Origin of the sequence: Arthrobacter sp. 9V, from assembly GCF_902506065.1 — a bacterium.
GTDB lineage: Bacteria > Actinomycetota > Actinomycetes > Actinomycetales > Micrococcaceae > Arthrobacter.
In genome coordinates this window covers 3,370,752-3,387,178 of sequence record NZ_LR732912.1, presented here as the reverse complement: position 1 = coordinate 3,387,178, position 16,427 = coordinate 3,370,752, and the positions used below count along the sequence as shown (strand labels likewise).

Sequence of the window (16,427 nt, the reverse complement as noted above, 5' to 3'; positions counted from 1 at the left end):
GTTGTGACGTGCGCAATTACACCACTGAAACCGAGCCCGCTCCCGTTGTGAGTCCTTGGGTTGATGAACTGCTCCCCGGACTCATTGAATTCCGGCGTGACCTCCATGCGCACCCCGAGTTGTCCTTCAAGGAATTCCGCACCACGGACAAGCTGGTGGAGCGCCTGGAAGCAGCAGGGCTGAAACCGCGGCGGTTGGAGGAGACCGGGTTAACGGTAGATGTGGGCGAGGGGCCGATTGCTACGGCCCTCCGCGGGGACATTGACGCCCTGCCGATCATTGAGGAAACCGGCCTGCCGTTTGCTTCAAAGAACCACGGCGTTACCCACGCTTGCGGTCACGACGTCCACACCACCGCCATGCTCGGCATCGCTTTGACGTTGCAGCGGATGCACAAGAATAATCCGTTGGGCGGCACGGTCCGGATCATTTTCCAGCCTGCCGAGGAAACCATGCCTGGCGGCGCGTTGTCCTGCATTGAGCAGGGCGTGCTTGAAGGGGTGCCGCGCATCCTGGCGCTGCATTGTGACCCCCGGATCAATGTGGGCCAGATTGGTACCCGCATCGGTGCGATCACGTCGGCCTCGGACACCATCAAAATTGAGCTTTCCGGCCGGGGCGGCCACACGTCACGGCCGCACCTGACCGAGGACCTGGTGTTTGCGCTGGCGCAAATCGCGGTCAACGTTCCTGCTGTCCTTTCCCGCCGCGTGGATGTCCGCAGTGGTGTTTCAGTGGTGTGGGGCCAGATTTCAGCCGGCTCAGCGCCGAATGCTATCCCGGGCTCCGGCTACATGGCCGGCACCATGCGCTGCCTGGATCGCGATGCCTGGCACAGCGCGGGGGAGTTGCTGGACGACGTCGTGCGGCAGGTCGCCGCGCCTTACGGCGTGGACGTCCACCTTGAACACACCCGCGGCGTGCCTCCCGTGGTGAATTCCGAGCACGAGACCGCCCTCATCGAGGCCTCCGCCCGCGCTGAGCTGGGTGAAAACGCTGTGGTCCTTACGCCGCAGTCCATGGGTGGCGAGGACTTCGCCTGGTTCCTGGCTGACCTTCCGGGAGCCATGATGCGCCTGGGCACGCACACCCCCGGCGGCGAAGAGTACGATCTCCACCGCGGCGACTTCATTGTTGATGAACGTGCCCTCGGCTACGCCATCCGCGTCCTGACCGCAGCTGCCCTGCGCACCATCCGCGACCTCGAGCAGTAAACCCAACTGGGGGACAGCTCCTGTCCTAATGAGCACTCATTGGAGCAAGTGCTGTCCCTTAGTTGGGTACGAACGGCCGGGATGAGTTGTGCACAATTGAATTGTGCACTATCGTTTTAGTCATGAGTGATGCACCCCGCCTCCGCCACCAGGTCTGCTTTGCGCTGTACTCGGCGTCCAAAGCCGCGACGGCGGTCTACCGCCCCGTGCTGGAGGACCTCGGCCTGACGTACCCGCAGTACTTGGTGATGCTGGTCCTCTGGGAGCAGGAGCCCCGCAGCGTCCGCGAACTCGGTGCGGAACTCGGCTTGGACTCGGGAACGTTGTCACCTCTGCTCAAGCGCCTGGAGGCCATGGGGTTGGTGGAACGCCACCGCTCGGCCGAGGATGAGCGCCGTGTGGATGTGGTCCTCACCGACGCCGGAACGGCCTTAAGCGACCGCGCCCAGGCTGTACCCCAGCGCCTCGCTGACGCCGCCGGACTCTCGCCTGAGGAAATCGGGCAGTTGCACGCCACGCTCGGCAAGCTCACAACAGCCCTGAACAGCTCGCTCTGAGAACAGCTCACTTTGAAATACTTCCCGGAAAATCCCGGGATATCCCTTCCCAAAGAGAACGGAAACACCATGAAGACTCTTTACACCGCTGAGGCATTGGCATCCGGCGAAGGCCGCGACGGCAACGCCCGCACCAATGATGGCAAGCTGGATGTCGCACTTGCCAGCCCCAAGGAGCTTGGCGGCAACGGCGAAGGCACCAACCCGGAGCAGCTCTTCGCTGCCGGTTACGCTGCCTGCTTCCACTCCGCTCTCCGCCTGGTGGGCCGCAAGGAGCGCGTGGACCTGACCGACTCGGCCGTCGCAGCCAGGATCCACATCGGCGCGCTGACCGACAGCGAAGGCTTCGGCCTGGCTGCCGAACTCGAAATCGCACTGCCCGCCCTGGACCGTGAAACGGCAGAGCAGCTCATGCACAAAGCACACCAGGTTTGCCCCTACTCCAACGCCACCCGTGGCAACATGGCAGTAGACCTCAAGCTCGTGGAGTTCGCAGCATGAGCGCCGTTTCCACGCCCGCAGAAACCCGCGAAATCCAGCTGGCCTCCCGCCCGGTTGGCCGTCCGGCCCCGGAGAACTTCCGCCTCACCCAGGCCCGGCTGCCTGAGCTCGGCGACGGACAGATCCTGGTCAAGAACCAGTTCATGTCCGTGGACCCCTACATGCGCGGCCGCATGAATGACGTCAAGTCCTACTCGGCTCCGTTCCAGATTGGTGCAGCGCTCGACGGCGGTGCAGTCGGCGAGGTCATCGCGTCCCGTTCGGACGCGCACAAGGTGGGTGACGTCGTCGTGCATCAACTCGGCTGGCGTGAGCACGCCGTAGTGGACGCTGCGGCAACTACGCCGGTTCCCTCAGGGCTGGCCCCCACCTCCGCGTTCCTCGGCGCGTTGGGCATGACCGGCCTTACCGCCTACGCCGGCCTGCTCAAAGTGGCCGAGTTCAAGGAAGGCGAAGTTGTCTTCGTGTCCGGCGCCGCGGGTGCCGTGGGATCCATGGTGGGCCAGATCGCCAAGGCCATGGGCGCTTCCAAGGTCATTGGCAGCGCCGGCTCGGCCGAGAAAGTGGCCCGCCTGCTGGAACTCGGCTTTGACGCCGCCTTCAACTACAACGATGGTCCGGTTCTTGACCAGCTGCGTGAAGCAGCAGGGGAGCGCGGGATCGACGTCTACTTCGACAACGTCGGTGGCGAGCACCTTGAGGCTGCACTGGCAACGTTGACTGTGGGCGGGCGCATCGCCATGTGCGGTGCGATCGCACAATACAACTCCACCGAGCCGCCGGCGGCTCCCCGCAACCTCATGCAGGCAATTGGCAAGCAGCTAACCATGCGCGGATTCCTGGTGGGTGGCCAGCGTCAGCACGCTCCCGAGTTCGCCCGGAAGATGGCCGGCTGGTTGGCCGATGGATCCGTCAGCTACGACGAAACGATCGTTGACGGTTTGGAAAACGCCCCGCAGGCGTTCATGGATCTCCTGGACGGTGCGAATACAGGAAAGATGTTGGTTCGCCTCTAATCCACAGGTAAATCGCCTGTGACTTGCACACTCAGCTACTGCTTGGTAACAAAAGGTCAACAATCTGACCTGGAGGGATCATTTGTGGTAGCTGGGTGTGTTCCAGGCCACTAGTGTTGGTGTCATCAATGCGCTTCGGCGCAGCTGCGAGCATCAGTGAAAACAGAATTTCTGCCTCAGGTATAGGAAACGGACACTCATTGACCATCCGTCGTAGCGCCAATCACTTTCTTCCTGGAGGAAAATTGAAGAAACCACTGCGTGCCACCCTGAAGCGCGGTTCAATGGCCGGTGTTGCCACGTTCGGTGCAGCAGCACTCCTGCTGACCGGCTGTGGACAGGCTCCCGACGCCGGATCCGGCGCCGCTACCAAGAGCGACTTTGTTGGATGTATCGTTTCCGACTCCGGTGGATTCGATGACCAGTCCTTCAACCAGTCCTCGTTCGAAGGCCTCAAGAAGGCTGAGTCTGATTTGGGCATCACCGTGAAGTCGGCCGAATCCAAGGCCAACAGTGACTTCGAAACCAACCTCAACGGCATGGTCTCCGCCGGCTGCAACCTCACGGTTACCGTTGGCTTCCTCCTGGGCGATGCCACGAAGGCTGCTGCGGCGGCGAACGCTGACAAGCACTTCGCGATTATCGACTACTCGTACGAAACCCCCATCACCAACGTCAAGCCGATCGTCTATGACACGGCACAGGCGGCTTACCTGGCCGGCTACGCGGCTGCGGCTACGTCCAAGACCGGCAAGGTAGGTACCTTCGGCGGTATCAAGATCCCCACGGTCACCATCTTCATGGATGGCTTCTATGACGGCGTCCAGGCCTACAACAAGGCCAAGGGCAAATCCGTCCAGGTTGTCGGTTGGGATAAGAACACCCAGGACGGCTCGTTCACTGGCGACTTCGAGAAGCAGGACACCGGCAAGCAGGTCACCATTAACCTCCTGGACCAGGGTGCGGACATCATCATGCCCGTTGCAGGGCCGGTGGGTAAGGGTGCAGGCGCCGCGCTGAAGGAAGCCAAGGCAGGCGGCAAGGACGTCAAACTCATCTGGGTTGACTCCGACGGCTACCTCACTGCTCCCGAGTACAAGGACCTGATGCTGACCTCCGTGGTCAAGCAGATGGGCGAAGCCGTTGAAACCGTGGTGAAGGACGACACCGAAGGCAAGTTCACCAACGAAGCCTACGTCGGCACCTTGAAGAACGATGGCGTTGCGATCGCACCGTTCCACGATCTCGACTCCGCTGTCACCGCTGAAACCAAGTCCGAGCTCGATGCACTGAAGACTGACATTGTCTCCGGCAAGCTGGTTGTCGAATCGGCAGCGAGCCCCAAGAAGTAAAGCAATTCCTGGACGCGCCGCCAGTACCGAGCCCCGGTACTGGCGGCGCGTTTTTGCCCTGACTAGGCTGGGCCCAAAGCCAGTGGCTTTGGAGCAGTGCAGCCGTCCCTCGGACTCACAGAACGGTGGGAGTTGTGAAACTCGAATTGAAGGGGATCTCGAAAGCCTTCGGGACCTTCTACGCCAACCAAGACATCGACCTCGTGGTCGAATCCGGCCAGATCCATTGCCTTCTCGGAGAAAATGGCGCCGGCAAATCAACCCTTATGAACGTGCTGTACGGGCTGTATGAACCCACAGCGGGCCAGATCCTGGTAGATGACCAGCCGGTCAACTTCCGTGGACCCGGTGACGCAATGGCGGCCGGCATCGGCATGGTGCACCAGCACTTCATGCTGGTTCCCGTCTTCACCGTGGCAGAAAACGTTGCCCTCGGCGCTGAGCCCACCACCTTCGGCGGTGTCCTCAGCATGGATGAAACCCGGAAGAAAATCCGGGAGATTTCGGACCAGTACGGCTTTGATGTGGATCCTGATGCCCTGGTGGAGGACCTCCCCGTAGGTGTTCAGCAGCGGGTGGAGATCATCAAGGCGCTGGTGCGCGAAGCAAAGGTCCTCATTCTTGATGAGCCCACCGCCGTGCTGACGCCGCAGGAAACCGATGAACTCCTGGACATCATGCGGCAGCTCAAAGCCGGCGGCACGTCGATTGTGTTCATCTCGCACAAGCTCCGTGAAGTAAAAGCAGTCTCGGACGTCATCACGGTGGTCCGCCGCGGCAAAGTAGTGGGGGACGCTCCACCCACGGCATCAGCTACTGAACTGGCCTCCATGATGGTGGGCCGCCCCGTCAGCCTGAGCCTGAACAAAGCCCCGGCCCAGCGGAAGGAAACCACGTTCGTGGTGGAGAACCTGACGGTGCGGGCAGCCAATGGCACCAACGTGGTGGACGGGATCAGCTTCGACATCGCCCAAGGCGAGATCCTCGCCGTCGCCGGTGTCCAAGGCAACGGCCAAACGGAACTGACCGAAGCCATCCTGGGAATTCAGGACCACGTGACCGGTTCGGTGACGCTGGACGGCAAGCAACTGCTGGGCCTTCCCGTCAAGGACGTCTTGCGGTCCGGCGTCGGCTTCGTCCCCGAAGACCGGACAGTGGACGGGCTTGTAGGGCCGTTCTCCGTGGCAGAGAACCTGGTGCTGGATCTGTACGACCAAGCCCCGTTTGCCAGCGGTATCAGCATGAAACCGGCCAAGGTTGCCGAGCATGCCAAAGCCAAGATTGAAGAATTTGATATCCGGACGCCTTCCGCAGGCTCGGCCGCCGGAACACTCTCCGGCGGCAACCAGCAGAAAGTGGTGATGGCCCGTGAGCTGTCCCGCCCGCTGCGGTTGTTCATCGCCAGTCAGCCCACGCGCGGCGTGGATGTTGGTTCCATCGAGTTCCTGCACAAGCGGATCGTTGCCGAGCGCGACGTCGGAACCCCGGTCATGATCGTTTCCACCGAACTTGATGAGGTCATTGAACTCGCAGACAGGATTGCCGTGCTGTACAAGGGCAAGCTCGTGGGGATTGTCCCCGCTGGAACACCCCGCGACACCCTTGGTTTGATGATGGCCGGCGTCGGCCCTGAAGGAGGCTCCGATGACTGAGAAGAATCAGTCCAACAACGAGCAAACACCTGCACTGTCTACCGGGGACCAGTCCGCAGCGGACCTCCGTGCGGCAGATGTCTCACTCGATACCGCAGGGGGCATGCTTGAGCCCTCCATCGTGCCGGTGTCCTCCCAAAGCGGAGACTCGGGGCCGCATCAGAACACTCTGGTACGCAGAATTGTGATGGGCAACAGCTTTGTCTCCGTCCTTGCGGTCATTGTGGCGCTGTTCCTCGGCGGGCTGCTGATCGCCAGTACGGATGCCCAGGTGGCCAAAACCGCAGGTTATCTTTTCGCCCGGCCCACGGACTTCCTGAGCGCGTTGTGGTCAGCCATGACGGAGAGCTACGTGGCCCTCTTCCAAGGTGCTGTCTTCAATCCGCGCGAGGGTTTCAAGCCCGTACTGGAAACCATGACCGTGGCAACGCCGCTGATCTGCGCCGGCCTGGGTGTTGCACTGGCATTCCGCGCCGGCCTGTTCAACATCGGTGCCCAGGGTCAGATCATCATCAGTGCCACACTCGCTGCCTATGTAGGGTTCGCCTGGCACCTGCCGTTCGGCCTGCACCTGCTGGTAGTCATCATCATGGGCGTCCTTGGCGGTGCTCTTTGGGGTGCCATTGTTGGCATCCTCAAGGCGCGGACGGGTGCGCATGAGGTGATCGTGACCATCATGCTGAACTACGTGGCCCTGTTCCTGCTGGACTTCCTGCTGAACACGGCTGCGTTCCGGCGGCCGGGGGACAACAGTCCCATTTCGCCACGCCTCGACGAATCGGCCACGTACCCCGTCATCATTCCCGGGTCCAGGCTCCATGTTGGCTTCCTGGTGGCCATAGCCCTGACGTACGGCGTGTGGTGGTTGCTGAACAGGTCCACCATCGGCTTCGAGTTCCGTGCCGTCGGCGCAAATCCCATCGCGGCACGGACCGCCGGCGTCAAGGTTTCCCGCGCCACCATTTTGGTGATGGCCATGGCCGGTGCCCTCGCTGCATTCGGTGGTATTGCCCAGGTGGCCGGTACTGAAAAGGTGCTGACCGGCGGCGTCGCTGCCCAGATCGGTTTTGATGCCATCACTGTTGCCCTGCTGGGACGCAGTACGCCTTGGGGGACGTTCTTTGCTGGCCTGCTGTTCGGAGCCTTCCGCGCAGGGGCCGTGCAGATGCAGATCCAGACGGGAACGCCAATCGACATCGTGCTGGTGGTGCAGTCCCTGATCGTCCTGTTCATCGCCGCACCGCCGCTTATCAAGTCGATCTTCCGGCTTGAGCCCAAGAAGAAGAACAAGACACCAAAAGCGGCTCCCAAGGCTGCCCTGGTCAACGCCTCCGGAGGTGCCAAATGAGCGCGACAACCACCGCTCCGAAGTCGGGTTCAACGGCGCTGCCGGCGTTCCGGCCGTCCATGAAAGTTCCACTGTCACTTGGCGTCCTTGCTCTCATAGCCTTGGTCTTCTTCGGCTTCCTGGGCCCGGACCAGACCGCGGAGATGAAGATCAGCGACGCCGGCGACGCCGTTGCCGTGCCTGCCCTGATGATCCCGGGACAGGTGGGCGGGGTGGTCTTCGGCATTCTGCTCCTTGCCATGGCCGCTTACTCCATCTACCTCTGGACGCAGGGAGAGCGGTCACCCAAGTGGTTGCCCATCGCCTTCGCGGTGGTGTTCGTCTTCGCCCTCCTGGTGTGGATCGTCGCAGGCGCCCGCCAGCCCTCCATCTCGCTGGCCGGCTTGGTGGCCGGCTCGGTGACGCTGGCAGTGCCACTGGTCTTCGGCTCTCTTTCGGGCGTGCTCTGCGAGCGTGTTGGCGTAGTGAACATCGCCATTGAGGGTCAGCTTTTGGGCGGTGCCTTCACCGCTGCGCTGGTAGCCACCATGACGGGCAGCCCCTACATCGGCCTGATAGCCGCGGCTGCCGCAGGTGCTGCCGTGTCCATGGTTTTGGCGGTCTTCAGCATCAAGTACTTGGTCAACCAGATCATTGTGGGCGTTGTGTTGAACGTGCTGGTCTCCGGCCTCACGGGCTTCCTGTACGGCACTTTGATGGTTCCCAACAAAGAGCAGTTCAACACCCCGGGCCGGCTCGATATCCTGCCGATCCCGCTGCTTTCGGACATCCCCATCATTGGCCCCATCCTGTTCGAACAGTCCATCGCGGGTTACCTCATGTACATTGCCGTTGCGGTGGTGTGGTTTGGCTTGTTCAAAACCCGATGGGGACTTCGGGTCCGCGCCGTCGGTGAGCACCCGCAGGCTGCTGACACGCTGGGCATCAACGTCAACGCCACCCGCTTCTGGAACGTCACCCTTGGTGGCGCCATCGCAGGCATCGGTGGTGCTGTTTTCACCCTGGTGACCATCGACTCCTTCACCAAGGACATTTCCGGCGGTCGCGGCTTCATAGCCTTGGCGGCTTTGATCTTTGGCCGGTGGAATCCGATCGGAGCGTTCCTGGCATCGCTCCTGTTTGGCTTCGCCTACAACCTGCAGTCGATCCTTGGCATCATCGGTACGCCGGTTCCGAGCCAGTTCATGGCCATGCTGCCGTATTTGGTGACCATCTTCGCCGTCGCCGGTCTGGTGGGTAAGTCGCGGGGACCGGCGGCCAGCGGCATACCGTACGTGAAGGGTTGACGATGCCGGCGAATGACATCGATTGGCAAGCGCTGGAAGAGGCAGCAAAGCAGGCCATGCTCAATGCCTACGCACCATACTCCAAGTTCCCGGTGGGGGCTGCGGCCCTCACCGAGGACGGCCGGATCATCAGCGGCTGCAATGTGGAGAATGCCAGCTACGGGCTAACCCTATGTGCCGAATGCGCCCTTGTTGGCCAGCTCCACATGACAGGGGGCGGAAGGCTCGCCGCGTTTTACTGTGTGGACGGCCAGGGCAATATCCTCATGCCGTGCGGGCGGTGCCGCCAGTTGCTCTACGAGTTCAGAGCTCCCGGGATGCAGCTTATGACAACGCAGGGAATCAAATCCATGGACCAGGTTCTGCCTGATGCCTTTGGTCCTGAACACCTGGAGGAAACCGCGTGACCAGCACCGAAGCGTTCGACGCCGTCCAGATCATCTCCATCAAGAGGGATAAAGGAACGCTCAGCCCCGAGCAGATTGACTGGACCATTGATGCCTACACCCGCGGGGTGATCGCCGAGGAACAGATGGCGGCCCTGAACATGGCCATCCTGCTCAACGGCATGGACCGCGCCGAGATTGCCCGTTGGACTTCGGCCATGATCGCCTCGGGCGAGCGGATGGACTTCTCGTCGCTGACAACGCCCGACGGCGGCCGGAAGGCTACCAGCGACAAACACTCCACCGGGGGCGTGGGGGACAAGATCACCTTGCCGCTGGCGCCGCTGGTGGCCGTGTTCGGCGTCGCGGTTCCGCAGCTTTCCGGTCGCGGGCTGGGCCACACGGGCGGCACCTTGGACAAGCTGGAGGCAATTCCCGGGTGGCGGGCCAACCTCAGCAACGACGAAATCATGGCTCAGCTCCAGGAGGTGGGTGCCGTCATCTGTGCAGCGGGTTCCGGGCTCGCTCCAGCGGACAAGAAGCTCTATGCCTTGCGCGACGTCACAGGCACCGTTGAGGCTATTCCGCTCATTGCTTCTTCGATCATGAGCAAGAAAATTGCTGAAGGAACAGGTTCTCTGGTGCTTGACGTCAAGGTGGGTTCCGGCGCCTTCATGAAGGACGAAGCCCGGGCCCGGGAGCTGGCCGAGACCATGGTGGCCTTGGGCAAGGATGCCGGCGTGCATACCGTCGCTTTGATCACGGATATGTCCACGCCGTTGGGCCTGACCGCCGGAAACGCTATTGAGGTTGAGGAATCCGTGGAGGTTCTTGCCGGCGGCGGTCCGGAAGACGTCGTCGAGCTGACTGTCCGGCTGGCCGAGGAGATGCTGGCCGGTGCAGGTATCCACGACGCCGATCCCGCAGCCGCGTTGAAGGACGGGCGTGCCATGGATGTTTGGAACCGGATGATCGAAGCACAGGGTGGAGATCCGCGTGCAGCGCTTCCGGTGGCAAAGGAGTCCGAGGTCATCTACGCTCCGGCGGACGGCGTCCTGGTGGAACTGGATGCGCTGTCTGTGGGCGTAGCCGCTTGGCGCCTCGGAGCCGGCCGTGCCCGCAAAGAGGATCAAGTCCAGGCCGGAGCAGGTGTGCGCCTGCATGCCAAGCCCGGTGCCCTGGTCCGGGCGGGCGAGCCACTGATGACCCTTCTGACGGACACCCCCGGGAAGTTCGAAAGGGCCAAGGAAGCGCTCCAGGATTCCGTGGTGATCGCTCCCGAGGGCTCACGCCCGGCGCATCAGCTCATCATCGATCGCATCGCCTAGGCTTAAGTGTTCCGGGCTGTTTCCTTAAAAGAACAGCCCGGAACACCAGTCATCCGGCGCCTGTGGGGAGCCGGCTACCGTAAGGAAACCGTGCAGGGCATCAACGATTTCATCCTCGCAGCGGCCGAGCAGCCATGGGTGTTGTTCCTGGTGCTGGCCTGCTGTGTGATTGATGGATTCTTCCCGCCCATCCCCAGCGAATCCGTGGTGGTAGGGCTCAGCGCGGTCTCCGGAAGCAGCGGCTCGCCCAACGTGTGGTTGCTCGGCTTGATGGCAGCGCTGGGGGCGTTCTCCGGAGACAACATCGCTTACATACTCGGCCGACGCATCGGAGTCCAACGGTGGCGGTGGATGCGCACCCAGCGGATGCAGGGCGCCTTCCGTTGGGCAGGCAAGGAACTTCGACGCCGCTCGGCCTCGCTGATCATGGTGGCCCGGTTCATTCCCATCGGCAGGGTGGCGGTTAACCTGACGGCCGGCGCCACACACTTCCACCACCGGCGCTTCGTGGCCCTCACGGCCATGTCCGCCATCCTGTGGGCCACGTATTCGGTGATCCTCGGCTATTTCTTCGGCGTCTGGTTCGAGGACAACCATCTCCTGGGAGCCGTCATAGCTATTGTGGTTGCAGTGATCCTGGGCATCATCATTGATCGGATCATCAGCAAAGTCCGCGGATCCGTGCCCTTGGACGGCAAGAACATCCCGGAAGAAGACGCCCCTACTCCACCCACGGTATGACGCATCCGCCCCGGGAAGATCAGCCCGGCGGTTGACGACGGCACGTTATCACCACCTATAGCGTTAAGCGTGTGATCCCGGGGCTGGGGCGTAGCGAACGACGTCCCGGCCATGGGACACTAAGAGCGACTTCCGTCACACTGTCAAGTCATATTCGTCTAGGAGCTACCGCCGCGTGGAGTCTTTGAACCAAATGCTCGAGCATGCAGCCGGGCAGCCCTGGATATACCCGGTACTCCTGGTCTTCTTCTTCATTGACGGTTTTGCCACCATCCTGCCCAGTGAAACAGCCATTGTTGGTCTCTCGGCGCTGTCCCTTCACAGCGGAGAACCCAACCTGTGGATTCTGGGGGCCACTGCGCTGGTAGGTGCCATGGCCGGGGACAACATGGCCTACATGCTGGGCCGGAAAATCGGCCTCACCCGCTGGAAGTGGATGCGCAGGCCAAAGGTCCAGAAGATGTTCGCCTGGGCGCAATACGAGCTGGATAAGCGCGGCGCGGTCCTCATCTTCACGGCCCGGTACATTCCGTGGGGCCGGGTTGCGGTGAACTATGTTGCCGGACAAACCGGGTTCCGCCACCGGACTTTCTTCTGGCTGGACGCGTTCGCCTGCGTCACTTGGGTTGCCTACTCCATCGGCATCGGCTTGCTTGCAGGCCAGTGGGTGCACAATAACCCGCTGCTGGGCGTTGGAATTGCGGTGGCTTTCGCCGTGATTCTGGGCATCGTGGTAGATCACGCCCTTCGCTGGTGGCACAAGTACCTGGAAAAGAAGGACCTGGCCCGTGACGCGGCTGCAAGCAACCTGGCACCGGCTGCGCAGCCTACCGAGCTGCCGCACAAAGCGGCCGCCGGTGTGGACCTCTCCAAACCCGCTGGCTAAGCTCCTGCCGTCCCCCTACAGTTAGTACGTGACTGAGCCCATTCTTGACGCTGCCCCTGCCCTCGACTTCGATTTGAAGAGCCTGCCCAAGGTTTCCCTCCACGATCACCTGGACGGAGGACTCCGCCCGGCCACCATCATCGAGCTGGCCGAGGCCGCCGGCCACACACTGCCCTCCACCGATCCCGTAGCGCTGGGCGAATGGTTCCGCGAATCGGCGGACTCCGGTTCGCTGGTCCGCTACCTCGAAACCTTTGACCACACCATCGCTGTCATGCAGACCAAGGAAGGCCTGTTCCGGGTAGCCAAGGAATTCGTGGAAGACCTGGCCGAGGACGGCGTGGTGTACGGCGAAGTCCGCTGGGCCCCCGAACAGCACCTGCAGCAGGGCCTCACCCTGGACGAAGTTGTGGAAGCAGTCCAGACCGGTCTTGAGGCCGGCATGGACGCCGCTGAAGAACGCGGCCAGCAGATCCAGGTGGGGCAGCTCATCACTGCCATGCGCCACGCAGACCGCGGCCAGGAAATCGCCGAACTCGCTGTCCGCCACCGTGCCAACGGCGCAGTGGGCTTCGACATCGCCGGCGCTGAAGACGGCTTCCTGCCGTCCCGCTTCAAGGACGCCTTCACCTACCTGGCCGAGAACAACTTCCCGGCAACAGTCCACGCCGGCGAAGCCGCCGGCCTGGAGAGCATCCAGTCCGCTTTGGTGGATGGACGGGCTTTGCGCCTGGGCCACGGCGTGCGGATCGCCGAGGATATCTCGGTGGAGTTCGAGGACAACTCCGACGACGACGGCGAGGACACCGTAGGCATGGTGACCATCGGCAGTATTGCCGCCTGGGTCCGGGACCGGGGAATTGCCCTGGAAATCTGCCCGTCTTCCAATCTGCAGACGGGTGCAATCTCCGGCTTTGGCGACGGGATCGAAAGCCACCCGGTGGACATGCTCTTCCAGCTCGGCTTCAACGTCACCATCAACACTGACAACCGTCTCATGAGTGGTGTCACCCTGACGGACGAGTTCGAACTCCTGGTGGAGACCTTCGATTACGACCTCGATGATCTGCTCGAACTGACACTGAACGCCGCAGAGGCAGCCTTCCTGCCGCTGGACGAGCGCGAAGCCCTGGTTGAGTTCATCAACGATGCCTACGCCAACCTCGGCTAACGACTCCCACGGGGCGGCGCACAAGAACGCCGGCGAGGTCCCTGAGCTCCTGGAGCTGTTGGGGACCATCGCGGCGCTGCGTGAGCACTGCCCTTGGATGGGTGCGCTGACGCACGAGTCGCTGGTTGAGTACCTGATTGAGGAAGCCTACGAAGTGGTGGACTCGATCGAAGCGGGTGCTGTTGACCATGAGCTTCGCGGCGAGCTGGGCGATGTGCTGCTTCAGGTAGTGCTTCATGCCCGGCTCGCCGAGGAGCGCGGCAGTTTTGATTTTGCTGCCGTAGCCCGCGGCATCAACGCCAAGATGGTCCGACGCAACCAGCACGTGTTCAAGGCGGACGGTTCCCTGCAGGAAAGTTTTCCAGCCAGCGTCGAGGAAATCATCGTCAAGTGGGATGCCGCCAAACGCGCCGAGAAGCCGGAGCGGGAGGACCCCTTTGAAGGCATCCCGCCACACCTTCCTGCATTGGCAGCGGCACAGAAGTCCATTGACAGGGCAGTCCGCGCAGGCCTGTCCGTTGAAGCGGCAGGCGCGCCGGCCGCCGTCGGGCTTCCTGCTGTTCCGGCCACGGAAGAGGCGCTGGGTGAGCTGCTGCTCGCCGTCGTCGCCGGGGCCAGGGAACAAGGACTCGACGCCGAACGGGCCCTTCGTGCAGCGGTCCGATCGTTTCAGAACACCCAGGCTCCGCCTTCATGACGTGAGCTGTTGGAAGCCGTGCCGTAACCTAAGCCACTCTCGACTACGCTAGTAGCGACGAGGACGTTGAGAATTTCCCTCCACATTCCTGTAATTCGCCCATAAGGAGCACATCCATGGCGCTTATCGATGCCATCCACGCACGCGAGATCCTTGATTCCCGCGGAAACCCGACCGTAGAAGTTGAGGTCCTGCTCTCCGACGGCCAGATCGGCCGCGCAGCAGTTCCCTCCGGTGCCTCCACCGGCGAGCACGAGGCCGTTGAGCTTCGCGACGGAGACAAGGGCCGTTACCTCGGCAAGGGTGTCCAGAAGGCCGTTGACGCCGTCATCGACGAGATCTCCCCGGCCCTGATTGGTTTCGACGCCACCGACCAGCGCAGCATCGACCAGGCCATGATTGACCTGGACGGCACGCCCAACAAGGGCAAGCTCGGCGCCAACGCCATCCTGGGTGTTTCCCTGGCCGTTGCCAACGCTGCCGCAGCTTCTGCTGACCTGCCGCTGTACAAGTACCTGGGCGGCCCGAACGCCCACGTGCTGCCCGTTCCGCTGATGAACATCCTCAACGGCGGTTCGCACGCCGACTCCGACGTGGACATCCAGGAATTCATGATCGCCCCGATCGGTGCCGAGACCTTCTCCGAAGGCCTCCGCTGGGGCGTTGAGGTTTACCACAACCTCAAGGCTGTCCTCCAGGAAAAGGGCCTCTCCACCGGCCTCGGCGACGAAGGTGGCTTCGCCCCCAACCTGCCGTCCAACCGTGCGGCACTGGACCTGATCCAGGAAGCCATCAAGAACGCCGGCTACACCCCGGGCACGGACATCGCCCTTGCACTGGACGTTGCATCTTCCGAGTTCTACAAGGACGGCGCTTACCAGTTCGAAGGCAAGGCACTTTCCGCCACCGAGATGAGCGCCTACTACGCTGAGCTCGTTGCCGACTACCCGCTGGTCTCCATTGAAGACCCGCTGGACGAGAACGACTGGGAGGGCTGGAAGACCCTCACCGACACCATCGGTGACAAGGTTCAGCTTGTTGGCGACGACCTCTTCGTCACCAACCCGGTCCGCCTGCAGCAGGGCATCGAGACGGCCACGGCCAACTCCCTGCTGGTCAAGGTCAACCAGATCGGCTCCCTGACCGAGACGCTGGACGCAGTTTCCCTGGCTCAGCGCTCCGGTTACACCACCATCACCTCGCACCGCTCCGGCGAAACCGAGGACACCACCATTGCTGACATCGCCGTTGCCACCAACGCGGGTCAGATCAAGACCGGTGCCCCGGCCCGCTCCGAGCGCGTAGCCAAGTACAACCAGCTGCTGCGCATCGAAGAAGAACTCGACGACGCCGCACGCTACGCTGGCCGCAGCGCGTTCCCGCGTTTCAAGGGCTAGCCTTCAGCGAAAACAGCTAACCGGTGGCTATGGTGGAAAGACCATGGCCGCCGGTTCTGTTTAACGCCGGTTCCGCTTCACACAGGCCAGGTCAGAAACAGCAAGCGCAGCAAACCGCCAGGCAAGCACCGGGCATTACAGGAGTGTCATGGCCACCCGTCGTCCAAAGGTACCCAGGGCCGACGCCCTTGGCAGCCAGCCCAGTGGCAGCCGCACTCCCGGTGCCAGCCGCCCTTCGAGTAGTTCCGCTCCGTCCGGCGACGGCGGCAAGCCATCCTCGGGGGCCGAGGTCATCAAGGCTGAGTTTGGCGGTGAGCGTGCAACGCCAAAGACGTCGACGCCGGTTGGCGGCAAAGCGCCTGCCGGCGTTAAGACTCCAGCGGGCAAGAAGCCGGCGGGGACGTCATACAAAGTTGCGGACTCCAATACTGCGAATAAGCGCCAGGGCTCCGGGAAACCGGGCACTGCCAAGGATGACCGCGACCTCGATCCGGTACCGGCAAAAGCATTCTCCGGCCGGATGCTTGCACTGGCCGTGGTGATGATTGCCATCACTATCCTGCTGGCCCCCACCGTGAAGATTTTCCTGGAGAAACGCGCCGAAATTTCCGCGCTGGAAGCGGAAATCGCCGGCAGGAAAGCTGAGCAAACAGAGCTGAACAAACAGCTTTCCCGGTGGCAGGACCCCAACTACGTGAAACAGCAGGCCCGCGACCGCATTAACATGGTTATGCCGGGTGAAACAGGTTACTGGGTGTTTGGGGGAGAAGAAGCCGCCGGCACACCGGGTGGCCGCACCGGCTCCGGATCGTCGGCCAACCCGGAGAATCTGCCCTGGGTGGATGCTCTCTGGGAGTCAATCAGACGATCGGCAACTGACTAGACGCGGTGCCCG

Annotated in this window: 16 protein-coding genes; all 16 read left to right on the top strand. The window is 62.3% G+C overall.

The window, feature by feature from the left end; translation table 11 throughout:
- Nucleotides 1–8 precede the first annotated feature (8 nt).
- Nucleotides 9–1,214, top strand: a complete 1,206-nt coding sequence (locus BACI9J_RS15495; RefSeq protein ID WP_024820064.1) for an amidohydrolase — start codon at nucleotides 9–11, stop codon at nucleotides 1,212–1,214.
- Nucleotides 1,215–1,336: 122 nt separating this feature from the next.
- Nucleotides 1,337–1,771: a MarR family winged helix-turn-helix transcriptional regulator gene (locus BACI9J_RS15490; RefSeq protein ID WP_159735166.1), complete on the top strand. Its 435-nt coding sequence runs from the start codon at nucleotides 1,337–1,339 to the stop codon at nucleotides 1,769–1,771.
- A 69-nt stretch (nucleotides 1,772–1,840) separates the two neighbouring features.
- Nucleotides 1,841–2,272, top strand: a complete 432-nt coding sequence (locus BACI9J_RS15485) for an organic hydroperoxide resistance protein (RefSeq protein WP_062066863.1) — start codon at nucleotides 1,841–1,843, stop codon at nucleotides 2,270–2,272.
- Nucleotides 2,269–3,288 (top strand): NADP-dependent oxidoreductase, encoded by a 1,020-nt coding sequence (locus BACI9J_RS15480; RefSeq protein ID WP_159735165.1) that lies wholly within the window; start codon nucleotides 2,269–2,271, stop codon nucleotides 3,286–3,288. The genes BACI9J_RS15485 and BACI9J_RS15480 overlap by 4 nt, the downstream gene beginning before the upstream one ends.
- 245 nt (nucleotides 3,289–3,533) lie before the next feature.
- On the top strand, nucleotides 3,534–4,640 hold the full coding sequence (locus BACI9J_RS15475; RefSeq protein ID WP_442858645.1) for a BMP family lipoprotein: 1,107 nt from the start codon (nucleotides 3,534–3,536) through the stop codon (nucleotides 4,638–4,640).
- Nucleotides 4,641–4,774: 134 nt separating this feature from the next.
- On the top strand, nucleotides 4,775–6,292 hold the full coding sequence (locus tag BACI9J_RS15470) for an ABC transporter ATP-binding protein (protein ID WP_159735163.1): 1,518 nt from the start codon (nucleotides 4,775–4,777) through the stop codon (nucleotides 6,290–6,292).
- A complete protein-coding gene (locus BACI9J_RS15465; RefSeq protein ID WP_159735162.1) occupies nucleotides 6,285–7,640 on the top strand; it encodes an ABC transporter permease in 1,356 nt (451 codons plus the stop codon). Before BACI9J_RS15470 ends, BACI9J_RS15465 begins: the two co-directional genes overlap by 8 nt.
- Nucleotides 7,637–8,926, top strand: coding sequence for an ABC transporter permease (locus tag BACI9J_RS15460; protein WP_159735161.1), 1,290 nt, complete (start codon nucleotides 7,637–7,639; stop codon nucleotides 8,924–8,926). Before BACI9J_RS15465 ends, BACI9J_RS15460 begins: the two co-directional genes overlap by 4 nt.
- 2 nt (nucleotides 8,927–8,928) lie before the next feature.
- Nucleotides 8,929–9,333 (top strand): cytidine deaminase, encoded by a 405-nt coding sequence (locus tag BACI9J_RS15455; RefSeq protein ID WP_159735160.1) that lies wholly within the window; start codon nucleotides 8,929–8,931, stop codon nucleotides 9,331–9,333.
- Nucleotides 9,330–10,640, top strand: coding sequence for a thymidine phosphorylase (locus BACI9J_RS15450; RefSeq protein WP_159735159.1), 1,311 nt, complete (start codon nucleotides 9,330–9,332; stop codon nucleotides 10,638–10,640). The genes BACI9J_RS15455 and BACI9J_RS15450 overlap by 4 nt, the downstream gene beginning before the upstream one ends.
- 90 nt (nucleotides 10,641–10,730) lie before the next feature.
- On the top strand, nucleotides 10,731–11,381 hold the full coding sequence (locus BACI9J_RS15445) for a DedA family protein (RefSeq protein WP_159735158.1): 651 nt from the start codon (nucleotides 10,731–10,733) through the stop codon (nucleotides 11,379–11,381).
- Nucleotides 11,382–11,574: 193 nt separating this feature from the next.
- Entirely contained in the window at nucleotides 11,575–12,267 is a 693-nt protein-coding gene (locus tag BACI9J_RS15440) for a DedA family protein (protein ID WP_159736494.1), read from the top strand.
- 28 nt (nucleotides 12,268–12,295) lie between these two features.
- Nucleotides 12,296–13,438, top strand: coding sequence for an adenosine deaminase (locus BACI9J_RS15435; RefSeq protein WP_159735157.1), 1,143 nt, complete (start codon nucleotides 12,296–12,298; stop codon nucleotides 13,436–13,438).
- Nucleotides 13,416–14,135 (top strand): MazG nucleotide pyrophosphohydrolase domain-containing protein, encoded by a 720-nt coding sequence (locus tag BACI9J_RS15430; RefSeq protein ID WP_442858644.1) that lies wholly within the window; start codon nucleotides 13,416–13,418, stop codon nucleotides 14,133–14,135. The genes BACI9J_RS15435 and BACI9J_RS15430 overlap by 23 nt, the downstream gene beginning before the upstream one ends.
- Nucleotides 14,136–14,251: 116 nt before the next feature.
- Nucleotides 14,252–15,532 carry a phosphopyruvate hydratase gene (eno, locus tag BACI9J_RS15425; protein ID WP_026542844.1) on the top strand — a complete coding sequence of 427 codons (1,281 nt, stop codon included), beginning with the start codon at nucleotides 14,252–14,254 and terminating at the stop codon, nucleotides 15,530–15,532.
- Nucleotides 15,533–15,680: 148 nt separating this feature from the next.
- A complete protein-coding gene (locus BACI9J_RS15420; protein ID WP_159735156.1) occupies nucleotides 15,681–16,415 on the top strand; it encodes an FtsB family cell division protein in 735 nt (244 codons plus the stop codon).
- Nucleotides 16,416–16,427: the final 12 nt, after the last annotated feature.